Genomic DNA, 13517 nt, shown 5'->3' with positions numbered 1-13517 from the left:
TGGGGGAATACCATGCATATTTTGCTGACCAATGACGATGGCTATCATGCGCCTGGGATTCAAACCCTATATCGCACTTTGAGATCTCAGACAAAGCATGACATTAGTATAGTTGCTCCAGAGAGTCAGCGTTCAGCCACTGGGCATTCTATCACCCTATTTCAACCCCTGTTTCTTACAAAATATGAGTTGGACGGGGATCTGAAGGGGTATGCCGTCAGTGGTACACCTTCGGATTGCGTAAAAATTGCGATACAAGGGGAACTTATCTCCAAACCGGATCTCCTCATCTCAGGCATTAATCAAGGCTCAAACTTAGGTACAGATGTTTTTTATTCGGGGACGGTTTCGGCAGCAATGGAAGGCGTTTTGCTTGGAATTCCTGCTTTAGCAGTGTCGCTGGCGAGTTATGAATATGATAACTTTGAACCGTCTGCCATGTATTTAGCTGAGCACCTTGATTACCTTGTTGAGGAACATAGAAAGGGATTAATGAATATTAATTTTCCAGGTAAGCTTCAAACAGAGTGGCGTGGAGCGAAGGTGACGAGATTGGGTAAGGCTGTTTATGAGAATGTGTTTGAGCGACGTGTTAACCCTCACGGAAAAACCTATTACTGGCAGTGTGGAAATTTAACTCAGGATCAAGAGGGTGACACTGATCTAAGAGCAATCCAAGATGGCTTTGTTTCCATTACTCCAATGCATAGTGATTTGACGGATTATAATGATCTTCAAGTATGGCAAACCCGTTTGAGTGAATCGGACATTATGTCTGTTAAACGAGATAAATAAAGGAGTACAGAATCATTCTGTACTCCTTTATACTTAAAATCAGCGATCTAAGAATTCGTTTTACTCAACGGGTGTGTTCAGAGATTCCTTTGCTCTCCGAATCATGGTTTTGACCATACTACCACCGATTCGGCCTCCAACATGACCACATTCACGAGAGGTCATGTTTTCCCAGCCTTGAGACTTGATCTTTGAACTTAATCCTAATTCCTCGGCAACTTCCCATTTGAATTGGTCTAATACAGCGTTGGGCAATATACCACTGTTGCTATTATTCTTTTTGCGACTCATTAAGTTCATCTCCTCTCATTAATCTCTAAGACAATTGTAGTATTCACGTTTCAGCGTCGGTTTATTGTACTAAAATAATGGATATATAATGTGTATTTACTAATGGAGGAAGTTACATGATTATTGGCACGTTTATTTTTTATTTTATTCTTTTTGTGATCGTCTTTTCATATCCGAAATTTAATAAAAAAGAAAGATCAAGCTCACTACTTAAGCTTTTGACAATACCAGCTCTCTTAGGTCTAGCTATGGTCTTTTTAACGGTCATCAAAGTCTATTTTGTCTACAAAATCTTAGCTTTATTGTTTGTTATTATCATGTTTCTCTTAACCTATTGGCAATGGGGAGACCAAATCCGTCGTTTCTGGAAATAATGATTAGATTAGATTGGAAGGAACTTGCCAATCCAAGGAAGTCGTTTTAAATCTTGCAAAGCAATACCACCATTTATAAATAGGATTAGACCGTAAACGACTATTCCTAAGAAAAACTCGATGACATACCCTAAAATATGTCCGCCCAAAAAGGGATTTAAACCTTGAAACACAAGAAGCATGCCAACGCCTCCACTGAAGGGTTGGAGAATAAAGCGTTGAAGGTCTAAGGGCATTCCAGTATAGCGGGCAATTGCCATAATATTTAGAGATGCCACGATAAAGTAACCAAGCACAAAGGCCCAGGCCGTTCCTCTAAGACCCCATTGGGGAAGTCCTGTGAGGTATATTAAGACTGGAAAGCGAATGATTGCTGCAATGATGGAATGAAGGACTGGTAACTGAACCTTACCAAGTCCCTGGAGAATTCCAGTTGTGGTTTGTTGTATATACGAAAAGATCCCGCCAAAGGCTAGTATACGTAAAATAGGGGAGATGTCTGTACTCTTGAAAAATGCCGTCAATGGCCGGGAAAAGTAGAAGAGGATAATTAGGCAGGGAATACCGATTAAAATGGTTAAGCGAATAGCTTCAGCGCTTCGGGCCCGGACAATATGAAATTGACGGCGAACAGCCGCTTCAGAAATGGATGGGACTAGTGAAGCGGCTAAGGCGAAGGTAAAGACACTAGGAAAGGATAGTAATGTGTAGGCTGAGCCTCCAAGTTGTCCAAACAAGGTGATGGCTTCACGTGCCCCATACCCTGCTGCTTGTAGGCGCATAGGGATAAGGATGGCATCTAAGGAAGATAGGCCTGTGGAGAGAAGCCTTCCGACGGTTACAGGGGAGGCTAAGTGCCATAATCGCCTTAGGATTTGGCGTTTTGAATAACCGGGTGCCTGGCTCTCGCGGGTCGGTTTAGGTTTGCGCCTTTGATACTGAAAGATGATTGATATCAATCCGATCAGTTCTCCCGCCAACATCCCTAAGGCTAACCCTGTTGCAGCCCATTCTACTCCGTGATCAAGAAGTCGAAGCGCTGCAGTATAACCGACGATGACTCGAATAATTTGTTCGAAAATTTGGCTGATCGCCGTAGGAACCATGTTCTGCAAGCCTTGGAAGTAACCACGGAAAACTGAGGACACTGAGACGATAAAAATTGCCGGAGTGCAAATAAGAAATACATTCATCACCCTAGGGTCAGGAAAAATCCGATGGGAAAGGTGCGGGGCAAGAAAATAGAGGACGATCGAGACGATGGCACCAGAAATACTGAGTAGCCAGAGGGCTAGTCGAAAGATGGATTGAGCGTGTTGCGGACGTCCTAAGGATATTTCTTCCGAGACCATTTTAGCAATGGCCAGTGGAATTCCAGCCGTTGTGAAAACAAGAGCCAACATATAAATTGGGAAAACCATATTGAAGAGGCCATAAGCTTCACCCCCAATATAATTCATGATTAAATATTGGTAGGCAAAGCCTAGCAGGCGGTTTAACAAATTTGCTCCCATGAGGATTGTCGCACCATAGACAAAGGTTCTTTTCGTCATTTAACCCTCCACAATCAATAGTTGAACTTGCATTTTAACCTTATGCTTGTGGAAAACAAGAAATGCTGTGAAATTTTCAGATCACCCTCTGGGTATAAAGGATTTTTTAACGAAGACAGAGAAATATTAATTATTGTGGGATATCGATCCAAAAGTGGGGTATTATACCTCAGGAGAGGGTGTGTCATGGTGTGGAAACTTCTGAAGAATGCCAAACTTTATTGTCCTGAATATACTGTAAATTCAGATATCATAGTTGTCGGTAAGATTATTGCAGCGATCGATAGAGATCTAAGTCTTCCTGATTTTGTAGAAGGGGAAGTAGTCGATCTTCAAGGTAAAACACTGGTGCCGGGTTTTATAGATGCCCATGTCCATATTTGCGGAGGAGGGGGCGAAGCCGGCCCTGCCTCGCGTACTCCAGAAATTAAACTTTCCCAATTAACTCGAGCAGGAACGACAACTGTCGTGGGCTGCCTGGGAACAGATTCTGTCTCCCGATCCATGGCTGAATTACTCGTTAAGGCGAATGCCCTTCAAGATGAGGGAATAAGCACGTTTATCTACAGTGGTGCCTATCAGGTCCCTATGAAAACCCTGCTACCAACGCTAGAACAAGATCTTGTTTTGATCCAAAAGGTGATAGGTGCAGGAGAAGTAGCCATTTCGGATCATCGTTCCGGACAGCCCCAAATAGGTGAACTTGAACATTTAGCTGCGCAGGCCCGAGTAGGAGGAATGCTTGGGAAAAAGGCTGGAGTGGTTCATCTTCATCTTGGAGAGGGTAAACGAGGCTTAGATTTAATTTGGAAGATCCTAGAAAAAACGGAGATTCCGATTACGCAATTTATGCCCACTCATATCAACCGCACTCATTCCTTACTTGAACAAGGGATCGAGTTTCTTCTAGCCGGGGGTCATATCGATCTGACTGCAGGCTGTGACGATTTTCCGGTAGAGTTACGTGTCCCGTCCGTCTTACAAATGTTAAATCAACGTCAAATCCTCAACGACCGGATTACAGTAACTTCAGATGGAAATGGAAGTATGCCCCAATATAACGAAACAGGGGAACTGATTGGCATGGGAATCGGTTCTGTTGAGGTTCTCTGGCGAGATATTAGAGAGTCTGTAATACACTTTGGGCTTCCGTTAGAAGTCGCCTTGCGTACGATCACCTCTAATGTCGCTAATGTACTTCGACTACAGAATAAAGGGATAATTCGTGTTGGGTACGATGCTGATCTCGTCGTCCTCGATGAAGATTTACAGGTCCAAGATGTCTGGGCCATGGGAAAATGTATGATGCGCAATTATCAAACGCAGGTCTGGGGAACTTACGAACAAATAAATTAGCTATTATCAAGAATACTTGGCCCTTATTAATTCATAAGTAAGACTAAATTCATAAGTAAGACTAATTAGGGATATCTAGACATAGTGACTCCAGTTATCTGTTGCAAGTAAAAAGGCACCGTCCTTTTTCTTAAATAACATATCAAGGAGGAATCGTCTTGAAAACCTATGACACACAACATCTTCGCAACGTTTGTCTAGTTGGGCATGGTGGAGCAGGTAAGACTTCCCTGACGGAAACATTTCTCTACAATTCAGGTGTGACGAACCGCATTGGCAAAATATCTGAAGGAAACACCGTCTCAGATTATCTACCAGAAGAAGTTAAACACAAAGTGTCGATTAGTATGAGTCTTATTCCTATTGAGTGGCAAGGGGTCAAGGTTAATGTTCTTGATACTCCTGGATATTCAGACTTTTTTGGGGAAGTTAAGAGTTCTCTACGAGTTGTGGAGTGTGGAGTTTTGGTGCTTTGTGGGGTTGCAGGCCTTGAGGTGCAAGCGGAAATTACGCTGAATGTTATGGAAGAACAGAAGTTACCCAGAGCGATCTTTGTCAATAAACTGGATCGAAAAAATGCTAATTATGGCAAGGTATTGGACCAACTCAAAGGCGCTTATCCAAATGAAAGGTTTGTAGCATTACAACTTCCCATTGGGCAAGAAGAAGGTTTCAAAGGAATCATCGATATTGTCAAAAATGAAGCGTATGACTATGAAGACAATGGAAGCGGTAAATTTTCAGTTAGCGAGGTTCCCGAAGAATATCAAGATGAAGTTGAACTACTGAGAGAGCAATTGATTGAAGCAATCGCTGAAGCGGATGATGAAATCCTCATGAAATACCTTGAAGGGGAAGCTCTCAATGAAGAAGATATTCAAACTGCTCTGAGGAAAGCGTTGAAGCAAAATCTTGTGATTCCGGTACTCTGCGGTTCTGCGACGAGAAATATTGGGATTACAAATTTGCTAAACTTGTTGGCTAGATCTGTCCCAGCTCCTGAAGCTATTGTAGATAAAGCAGCCTTAGTGTTTAAAACTCTCGCGGACCCCTATGTCGGTAAAATGTCATTTTTCCGGGTTTATGGGGGGAAGTTTAAGGCCGAAGCTCTAGTCATGAATTCAACTCGTGGGTCAGAAGAAAAGATAGGGCAACCCTTTTATTTAAGGGGTAAGAGCCAAGAACCCATTTCTACAGTTGCAGCTGGGGATATTGCAGTTGTTGCCAAATTAGCGGAAGTTAAGACGGGGGATACTCTATGTGGTAAGGAAAATATCCTCGAACTACAAGGAATTGATTTTCCAATTCCGACTTTATCAGTGGCGATTCAGCCCAAGACTAAAGGGGATGAGGATAAGTTGGGATCTACCTTAGCCCGTATTATTGAGGAAGATCCAACGATTACAATTCATAAGAATACGGAAACAAAAGAGTTGATCTTAACGGGTATGGGAGAGATGCAGCTTGAAATCCTTCAGGAAAAACTAGCCCGAAAGTTCGGAGTTGAAGTGTCCATGAAGGTTCCGCGGGTTCCCTATCGTGAGACAATTCGTAAGGCTGTCAAAGTAGAAGGAAAACATAAAAAGCAAACCGGTGGGCATGGTCAATATGGACATGTCTGGATTAACATAGAACCTTTGGAAGGGACTCCCTTTGAGTTTGCTGAGTCCATCTTTGGAGGGTCCGTACCGAAGCAATACATTCCAGCCGTTGAAAAGGGGATCAGGGAGGCCATGGCCGAAGGAACTATGGTTGGCTATCCTGTAACAGATATAAAGGTCACACTTTGTGATGGTTCTTATCATGCTGTTGATTCATCAGAAATGGCCTTCAAACTTGCGGCGATCATGGCCTTCAGAAAAGGGGTAGAGCAAGCAAAACCCACTTTGCTCGAACCTGTAGTGGAAGTAGAAGTGAGTGTGCCTGAAGAGTTTATGGGAGACGTGATTGGTGACCTTAATGGAAAGCGCGGCAAAGTATTAGGTATGCTGGTTGGCGAAAAATCTCAAGTGATTCGTGCCCATGTTCCACAGGCGGAAATGATGCGTTATGCTATTGATTTAAGAAGTATCACTCAAGGAAGAGGCACCTTTACTATGAATTTCCTGAGGTATGAAGAGGTGCCCGGTAAATTAAGCGAAACCTTAGTTAGTCAATTAAAAACTGCACAAAGCCATTGAGAAAATGGTTGTAACAAAACTTCTTTTCTGCAAGTTTGTTACAACCATTTTTAGTTGCGAATTTGCATTTGGGATAACTCAACCCTTAAAACTATAAGGAACTACTATTTTTAAAAAAGGGCGAAACAACCTTAATATTTAAGATTGTTTCGCCCCTTGTGGCGTATACTGTAAGAGGAACTCATGGGAATAGTCCCTTAAAGTTGGATTGAAGTTATTCCGAGAGAATGATACAATTATTATGTTAGTAAGAACTAACATCAAGAAATCAAAGTGATGGGAGAAGAAGTATGTGCTCACTTAAGACGGAAGATAAAATTTTAAATGCTTCCATTCTTCTCTTTTCACAAAAAGGTTATTCTGCCGTAACTACTAAAGAAATTGCTAAAGAAGCAGGCGTCTGTGAAATGACTCTCTTTAGGCATTTCGAAAATAAGCATAATTTGTTCGAAAAAACGTTTGATAGATTTGTGTTCTTTCCAAAATACAAGGCTTTATTTGATGGCTTAGAATGGGATTTAGAAAAGGACTTAATTAAAATCTGTTCCGCTTATCAACACATATTATATAAAAATCGTAAGATCATTTTGATGTATTTAAAAAATGAAGAATTGAACTCTGACTATAATATTGAGTTATTCAGGTTTCCGAATGAGTTTAAAAAACTCCTAAACTATTATTTCGAAGAAATGAGGCATAGAGGGGTCATCCAAGAGAATCCAGATATGTTGGCTATTAGTTTTTTAAGAACAAATTTTGGTCTATTTATAACTTCTTTAGTTATGAAAAAACTTACCTTTGAAACAGATATTCAGGTTAGTGTTTTGAGTTATGTTAAAATTTTCGCAAAAGGTATAAGCTCTGACAAATAACGACTTGTAATTAAAGCTTTATCAAATGCTATGTATCTGTGGAGGAAAAAAATGATTAGAGTTCGAAATATTGGATTGGATGTTGGTTCAACAACCGTTAAAATTGTAGTCTTAGATAATGAAAAAAATATTGTCTATAAGAAATATTTAAGGCATTTTTCCAATATTAGAAATACAGTAGTTTCTATTCTAAATGATGCCAGAGTTAGTTTGCATGGTCATTTATTGACCTTAATGGTTACTGGATCTGGAGGCTATAATATTTCTCAAAATTTAGAGGTTCCGTTTATTCAAGAAGTGATTGCCTGTACTAAGGCCATCAAGATTATGATTCCTAGTACGGATGCTGCCATAGAGCTTGGCGGTGAAGACGCTAAGATCACCTATTTCGGTGAATCCATTGAACAACGCATGAATGGAACCTGTGCCGGTGGTACGGGGGCCTTTATTGATCAGATGGCCTCCTTGCTGCAGACGGATGCTCCTGGCTTAAATGAACTAGCCAGAAATTCCCAAAACATCTACCCAATTGCCTCAAGGTGCGGTGTGTTTGCCAAGACCGATGTGCAGCCTTTATTAAATGAAGGAGCCGCCAAAGAGGATATTGCAGTCTCTGTCTTACAAGCAGTTGTCAATCAAACGATTAGCGGTCTGGCTCAAGGACGGCCTATTACTGGCCAAGTAGCGTTTTTGGGCGGTCCGCTCCATTTTATGTCCGAGCTGAGACAGCGCTTTATAGAAACCCTTAACTTAAAGAATGAGAATGTAATTTTCCCAGAGGATTCCCAATTTTTTGTGGCTATTGGAGCTGCCTTGTCTTCACAAGATAAAGCGCTTTTTACCTGTGAGAGTTTATTTGAAAAAATACCCGCGATTTATAAAATCAATAACATTGAGAACGAAGAGTTAGAGATTCTATTTGCCAATGACGAAGACTATCGTGAGTTTAAGGAACGGCATGCCTTGCATAAAGTCAATCGAGTGGAGCTTGAAAATTATCACGGGAATGCCTATCTTGGCATAGATGCTGGTTCGACAACCACTAAAATTGCTCTCGTCGATGAAGTAGGAAGCTTATTGTATTCACATTATGGTAGTAATATGGGTAATCCTTTAGAGTCGACCATTGAGGCCTTAAAAAGCTTGTATGGAAAACTCAATCAGGGCACAACCATCGTGAACTCGGCCGTTACCGGTTATGGCGAACATCTTATCAAGGCTGCCCTTCAAGTCGACATTGGCGAAATCGAAACCGTTGCTCATTACACGGCTGCCAATTTTTTTCAACCGGGTGTCGATTTTGTGTTAGATATCGGTGGACAGGATATGAAAAGTTTAGTGATCCGAGAGGGGGTCATAGAGTCCATCACTTTAAATGAAGCATGTTCTTCAGGTTGTGGGTCCTTTGTGGAAACCTTTGCCCATTCTCTGGATATGGATGTCAAAGAATTTGCTAGTTTGAGCCAAGCTTCAAGACATCCCGTCGACCTTGGGACCCGCTGCACAGTATTCATGAATTCCAGAGTGAAACAAGCCCAAAAAGAGGGTGCTGAGATTAGTGATATTTCCGCAGGGATATCTATTTCAGTCATCAAGAATGCTTTATATAAAGTTATCCGCCTGAGAAATGTTGAAGATCTAGGCAAGAAAATCGTTGTCCAAGGTGGAACTTTCCACAACGATGCAGTTCTGAGAGCGTTTGAAAGAATTACTCAACAGGAAGTAGTCCGTCCTGATATTGCAGGCATCATGGGCGCTTTTGGCGCCGCTTTGATCGCCAAAAGCCGCTATGAGATCGGGCATAGAACTAGTCTCGTACAGGGAAATGATTTGAGCGATTTTAGGATAGAAACTTCCATGAAACGCTGTGGGTTATGCGGGAATAAATGTTTAGTCAGTATCAAAAAGTTTTCTGGCGGAACTGAGTATATCTCAGGTAATCGCTGTGAAAAGGGTACAGGCAAAGACGTCGTTAAGAACGATATACCCAATCTTTACGAATATAAGTACCATAGAGTGTTTGACTATAAACCCTTGACTAAGGAAAAGGCCTGGAGAGGTTCGATCGGAATTCCTAGAGTTTTAAATATTTATGAAGACTATCCTTTTTGGTTTACCTTTTTCACAGAACTCGGTTACCAAGTCATAATTTCTGGTCGATCCTCAAAACAAATTTATGAACAAGGCATGGATACTATCCCTTCAGATTCAGCCTGTTACCCTGCTAAACTCGTTCATGGACATGTCACAGATTTGATTAAAAAAGGGATAAGAAAACTATTCTATCCCTGTATTCCCTATATTCGAAAAGAAGATCCAGAGGCGAACAACCATTACAACTGTCCAATCGTCACCTCTTACCCGGAGACCATTAATGCCAACATGGATATTCTTAGAGAACCTAGTGTCATCTTTTATCACCCATTCTTGCCCTTGGATAAGCCGAGCAGAATGGTTAAACGTTTGGCGGAAGAATTAAAACCCGAGGGAATAGCCAAGCATGAGCTTGCTCGAGCCATGAAGAAGGCTTATGCCGAACAAGATAGATATCAGGAAGATGTCAGAAGAAAAGGAGAAGAAACCCTTAATTATATTCAAGAAAATAAAATCAAGGGAATCGTACTGGCGGGTAGACCTTATCATATTGACCCTGAAATAAACCACGGTATACCGGAAATGATTGGGTCATATGGGTTTGCCATCTTATCTGAAGACTCGATTCACCATCTTGGCATAGTTGATCGGCCTTTGCGTGTCGTCGATCAATGGGTCTACCATTCTAGAGAGTATTCTGCAGCCAGCTATGTTGCGAAACAGACAAATCTGGATTTGATCCAGTTGAATTCGTTCGGATGTGGTCTCGACGCTGTGACCACTGATCAAATAAAAGAGATTCTTGAAACTTATGGGAAGATTTATACCGTTTTGAAAATCGATGAGATTAATAATTTAGGAGCTGCGAGAATACGCTTACGTTCTTTGATCGCGGCTATTAACGAACGTGACAAGCGGAATTTCACCCCACACAAACTCAATGATCTACCACCCAGGGCGTTGTTTAGTAAAGAGATGAAGAAGACGCATACGATTTTGGCTCCGCAAATGTCACCCATTCATTTTCAGTTCTTTAAGACGGCCTTTGAAGGGGCGGGCTATACGATTGAGTTCTTACCCTCTGTGGATAAATCTGCCATCGATGAAGGCTTAAAGTATGTGCATAACGATGCTTGTTATCCGGCGATTATCGTCGTCGGTCAATTAATGAAAGCTTTGAGATCTGGTAAATATGATGTGAACAACACTTCGGTCATTATCACCCAAACAGGTGGTGGCTGCCGGGCTACGAACTATATCGCCTTTATTCGCAAAGCTTTAAAAGATGCAAATCTAGAACAGGTCCCAGTCATTGCTTTAAATACGGGTAATTCCTCAAATCTAGAAAGCAATCCAGGTTTTAAGTTTACCTTGCCTATGTTTAACCAAATCGTGAGGGGTCTTATTTATGGAGATCTTTTAATGCGAGTTCTTTATCGAGTTCGACCCTATGAGAAGTTTCCTGGCTCCGCCAATATCTTGTATGAATCTTGGGTTCAGCGGTGCCAAGAATCCCTGAAAAGTGATAACAAAGATTATGCTGAGAACATTCGTCAAATAGTTAAGGATTTTGATAATTTAGAGATCTATGAGGATCTTGTCAAACCAAAAGTAGGGGTTGTCGGGGAAATTCTCGTCAAGTTCCATCCTACTGCCAATAATAATATTGTGGAACTGTTGGAAGCTGAAGGGGCTGAGGCAGTAGTACCGGATCTTACGGATTTTCTTTTATATGGTGCCTTTGATCACAGTATTAAATATAAGCAACTTTCAGGAAGTTTTTGGGAAATGGTGTCTGGGATGATTTCAATCAACAGAATAGAATCGCTTCGTAAAGAGATGAAGAGGGCTTTGCAGGCCAGCAAGCGATTTGAAGCTCCAAAATCTATCAGTCAGATCGCCAAGTTAGCGGAAAAACACCTTTCGCTTGCTAATCAGTCGGGAGAAGGCTGGTTCCTTACCGGTGAGATGGTTGAGTTAATTCGAAGCGGGGTTAACAATATCGTCTGTCTGCAACCATTTGCCTGCTTACCCAATCACATTACCGGGAAAGGGATGATTCGAGAAATTAGACGTTCTTATCCCTTAGCTAATATAGCTCCCATTGACTATGATCCTGGAGCGAGTGAAGTTAATCAATTAAATCGCATAAAACTCATGCTTTCAGTAGCCTTAGATAATCTAGGGGATAGACCAGTGGAGACCAAACCGATCATAGATCTAGAGACTGAGTTGGTAGAAAGCAAACTGACGCTAATGTTGAATCGAGACACAAAGTTAGTAGAATGTGAAATGGATTAATAAAGAAGACAGCTGGTTACTCTCATGAGCTAGCCAGCTGTCTTTGCTATTTCTTAAGGGGAAAGAATTTCATTTCCTTGCGCTCCTTAGTATTCAAGGGTCCATATTTCTGCCAATCCTCGGGTGTCATTTTTCGAGTGATGCAATCACTAATCACAGCAGGAGAATCTTCATTTTCGCACATCATTTGTGCAGTTTGTATAGTATCTAGTCTGTGTGCTCTTCCATACATAGCTTGTCAAGCTCCTTTTGAGTTTTCCTACAGTTTATAAGAGAAAAGCCAATCTGAGCATATGTCGTAAGTCATATTTGTATAGGACTTAAGCACGAAATTTAGCAGCCTGTTCATAGGGGTCTGCGTTATCTGACGCAGTTTCGGGCGAATGGAAGTAAAGGCTTCAATCTTTTTCTGATTAGCTTGGGACTTTTCCCGATCTGTTTTGATGTTTTTGGCGAGTGAACCTTTCTGTAAACCTTATGAGTCCGTTAATCTATTACCAATTAGAAAAGATTACCGGGGCCACAAGTATGAGTCTAAGGATTACTTTTATACTAGGGATTACATTAAGGGCCTTGATCCAAGTGGAGGGAGGCTTTTTTGCGTTTTTGGATATACTTATAAAAATGGTAAAAATACATGTATATGTGGTAAAAATACACATATATTTGGTAAAAATACATCTATATTTGGTAAATAATTCTTGCAATATACGCTGGGGGCGAATACAATGGTGTCAAAGAGAGAACGGTATTTTTGGAAAAGAGGAAGGGTGAGAACGTTGGCAAACGCAAGAGCTGGAGCTATCCAGGGATCTAGTGATCATAAGTTATCAAAGAAACTAGAGATGTATGCGGAGTCGTTTTTTTTAACGATGGACCGAAATAAGGCGAACCGTATTCAGAAAGCTAGAAGAGAGGCGCGAGAAGGAAAGACAGTTTCCCTTCGTAGCATCTAAAATTGAATGTACAATATTGAGGTATCGAGTGATGTAGAAAAATACTTAAAGTCTATCCCGAAGAAAATGAAAGAACGCATTAAAAGTCAATTACTGTTACTTGAGGATTCCCCAAGGGAGCGAGGATCACCCATGAAGGGTGAGTTCAAGGGTTTGTATCGAATGAAATTATCTTACAACGGAGTGAATTATCGCGCAATATATGAGATTAATGATTCTATTATCTCAGTCTTGGTTCTACTTGTTGACAAGAGGGAGCAGATCTACGTAAGAGCAAAAAATAAGTTATTTGCTAGGAGATAAAAGGATGAGTATCTGAAGGGTTCTTACTATTGAGGTAGGGGCCTTTTTGTATTGTGAGACAGGTTTCCCATTACTTCGCATGGATGTTATGAGATTATTGAATAAGGGAGGCAGAAAAATGACTAAAGATTTAACACCCAACAGAGCAAAATAAAAAACACCGCAAACTCATGCGGTGTCTCATTTTTTGTTTGGCAGGGGATGAGAGAGTCGAACTCCCACTGACGGTTTTGGAGACCGTTGTTCTACCATTAAACTAATCCCCTATATTTTTTGCAACGAAGTGAATTATATCCCATAAAGAGAAAAGTGTCAATATCTAAAAATAAATTACAAGATTTTCGATTTAGATTCAGAACAGGCAGGCAGGATTTTTGAAGAAGAACAAGAATAGGCATACTATAGATAAGTATTGTCTTTTTGACCTCTTGATGTGGGATTT

At 41.0% G+C, this 13517-nt stretch carries 11 protein-coding genes and 1 tRNA gene; 8 read left to right on the top strand and 4 right to left on the bottom strand.

Going from position 1 to position 13517, the window contains the following annotated elements:
* The first annotated feature begins 12 nt into the window (after positions 1–12).
* Positions 13–795, top strand: a complete 783-nt coding sequence (gene surE, locus ACYQ3Q_RS02615) for a 5'/3'-nucleotidase SurE (RefSeq protein WP_459927100.1) — start codon at positions 13–15, stop codon at positions 793–795.
* Positions 796–855: 60 nt separating this feature from the next.
* Here the strand turns inward: surE and ACYQ3Q_RS02610 are convergent, their stop codons facing one another.
* Positions 856–1086, bottom strand: coding sequence for an alpha/beta-type small acid-soluble spore protein (locus tag ACYQ3Q_RS02610; RefSeq protein ID WP_459927099.1), 231 nt, complete (start codon positions 1084–1086; stop codon positions 856–858).
* Positions 1087–1202: 116 nt separating this feature from the next.
* On the opposite strand from ACYQ3Q_RS02610, the gene ACYQ3Q_RS02605 reads away from it, so the two are divergent.
* Positions 1203–1460, top strand: coding sequence for a hypothetical protein (locus ACYQ3Q_RS02605; protein ID WP_459927098.1), 258 nt, complete (start codon positions 1203–1205; stop codon positions 1458–1460).
* A gap of 8 nt (positions 1461–1468) precedes the next feature.
* Here the strand turns inward: ACYQ3Q_RS02605 and ACYQ3Q_RS02600 are convergent, their stop codons facing one another.
* Positions 1469–3013 (bottom strand): putative polysaccharide biosynthesis protein, encoded by a 1545-nt coding sequence (locus ACYQ3Q_RS02600; protein ID WP_459927097.1) that lies wholly within the window; start codon positions 3011–3013, stop codon positions 1469–1471.
* A gap of 189 nt (positions 3014–3202) precedes the next feature.
* Between ACYQ3Q_RS02600 and iadA the strand changes: the two genes are divergently transcribed.
* The 4 genes from iadA to ACYQ3Q_RS02580 all read left to right on the top strand — a co-directional run bounded on the left by iadA (position 3203) and on the right by ACYQ3Q_RS02580 (position 11816).
* On the top strand, positions 3203–4369 hold the full coding sequence (gene iadA, locus ACYQ3Q_RS02595; RefSeq protein WP_459927192.1) for a beta-aspartyl-peptidase: 1167 nt from the start codon (positions 3203–3205) through the stop codon (positions 4367–4369).
* 158 nt (positions 4370–4527) lie between these two features.
* Positions 4528–6549 carry an elongation factor G gene (gene fusA / locus ACYQ3Q_RS02590; RefSeq protein ID WP_459927096.1) on the top strand — a complete coding sequence of 674 codons (2022 nt, stop codon included), beginning with the start codon at positions 4528–4530 and terminating at the stop codon, positions 6547–6549.
* Between the two features lie 290 nt (positions 6550–6839).
* Complete coding sequence (locus ACYQ3Q_RS02585) at positions 6840–7421, top strand: TetR/AcrR family transcriptional regulator (RefSeq protein ID WP_459927095.1); 582 nt, start codon at positions 6840–6842, stop codon at positions 7419–7421.
* Positions 7422–7472: 51 nt separating this feature from the next.
* Positions 7473–11816, top strand: a complete 4344-nt coding sequence (locus tag ACYQ3Q_RS02580) for an acyl-CoA dehydratase activase-related protein (protein WP_459927094.1) — start codon at positions 7473–7475, stop codon at positions 11814–11816.
* A 46-nt stretch (positions 11817–11862) separates the two neighbouring features.
* On the opposite strand, the gene ACYQ3Q_RS02575 is transcribed toward ACYQ3Q_RS02580, so the two are convergent.
* Positions 11863–12048, bottom strand: coding sequence for a hypothetical protein (locus ACYQ3Q_RS02575; protein WP_459927093.1), 186 nt, complete (start codon positions 12046–12048; stop codon positions 11863–11865).
* Between the two features lie 496 nt (positions 12049–12544).
* Here ACYQ3Q_RS02575 and ACYQ3Q_RS02570 point away from each other — a divergent pair, with 496 nt between their 5' ends.
* Both ACYQ3Q_RS02570 and ACYQ3Q_RS02565 read left to right on the top strand, forming a co-directional pair.
* Positions 12545–12772 (top strand): hypothetical protein, encoded by a 228-nt coding sequence (locus ACYQ3Q_RS02570; RefSeq protein ID WP_459927092.1) that lies wholly within the window; start codon positions 12545–12547, stop codon positions 12770–12772.
* 6 nt (positions 12773–12778) lie between these two features.
* Positions 12779–13075: a type II toxin-antitoxin system RelE family toxin gene (locus tag ACYQ3Q_RS02565; RefSeq protein ID WP_459927091.1), complete on the top strand. Its 297-nt coding sequence runs from the start codon at positions 12779–12781 to the stop codon at positions 13073–13075.
* A gap of 192 nt (positions 13076–13267) precedes the next feature.
* On the opposite strand, the gene ACYQ3Q_RS02560 is transcribed toward ACYQ3Q_RS02565, so the two are convergent.
* A tRNA-Trp gene (locus ACYQ3Q_RS02560) sits at positions 13268–13341 on the bottom strand.
* Positions 13342–13517: the final 176 nt, after the last annotated feature.

Source organism: Desulfosporosinus burensis, assembly GCF_054657535.1.
The sequence above is the reverse complement of the archived record's forward strand: the minus strand, read 5'-3'. Positions and strand labels throughout refer to the sequence as shown.

What these genes read in the sequence shown, in the direction of transcription:
- ACYQ3Q_RS02570 (WP_459927092.1), top strand. Translation starts at nt 12,545, where the DNA reads ATGGTGTCAAAGAGAGAACGGTATTTTTGGAAAAGAGGAAGGGTGAGA.
- ACYQ3Q_RS02565 (WP_459927091.1), top strand. Translation starts at nt 12,779, where the DNA reads ATGTACAATATTGAGGTATCGAGTGATGTAGAAAAATACTTAAAGTCT.
- ACYQ3Q_RS02600 (WP_459927097.1), bottom strand. Translation starts at nt 3,013, where the DNA reads ATGACGAAAAGAACCTTTGTCTATGGTGCGACAATCCTCATGGGAGCA.
- ACYQ3Q_RS02605 (WP_459927098.1), top strand. Translation starts at nt 1,203, where the DNA reads ATGATTATTGGCACGTTTATTTTTTATTTTATTCTTTTTGTGATCGTC.
- ACYQ3Q_RS02585 (WP_459927095.1), top strand. Translation starts at nt 6,840, where the DNA reads ATGTGCTCACTTAAGACGGAAGATAAAATTTTAAATGCTTCCATTCTT.
- ACYQ3Q_RS02580 (WP_459927094.1), top strand. Translation starts at nt 7,473, where the DNA reads ATGATTAGAGTTCGAAATATTGGATTGGATGTTGGTTCAACAACCGTT.
- surE (WP_459927100.1), top strand. Translation starts at nt 13, where the DNA reads ATGCATATTTTGCTGACCAATGACGATGGCTATCATGCGCCTGGGATT.
- ACYQ3Q_RS02575 (WP_459927093.1), bottom strand. Translation starts at nt 12,048, where the DNA reads ATGTATGGAAGAGCACACAGACTAGATACTATACAAACTGCACAAATG.
- ACYQ3Q_RS02610 (WP_459927099.1), bottom strand. Translation starts at nt 1,086, where the DNA reads ATGAGTCGCAAAAAGAATAATAGCAACAGTGGTATATTGCCCAACGCT.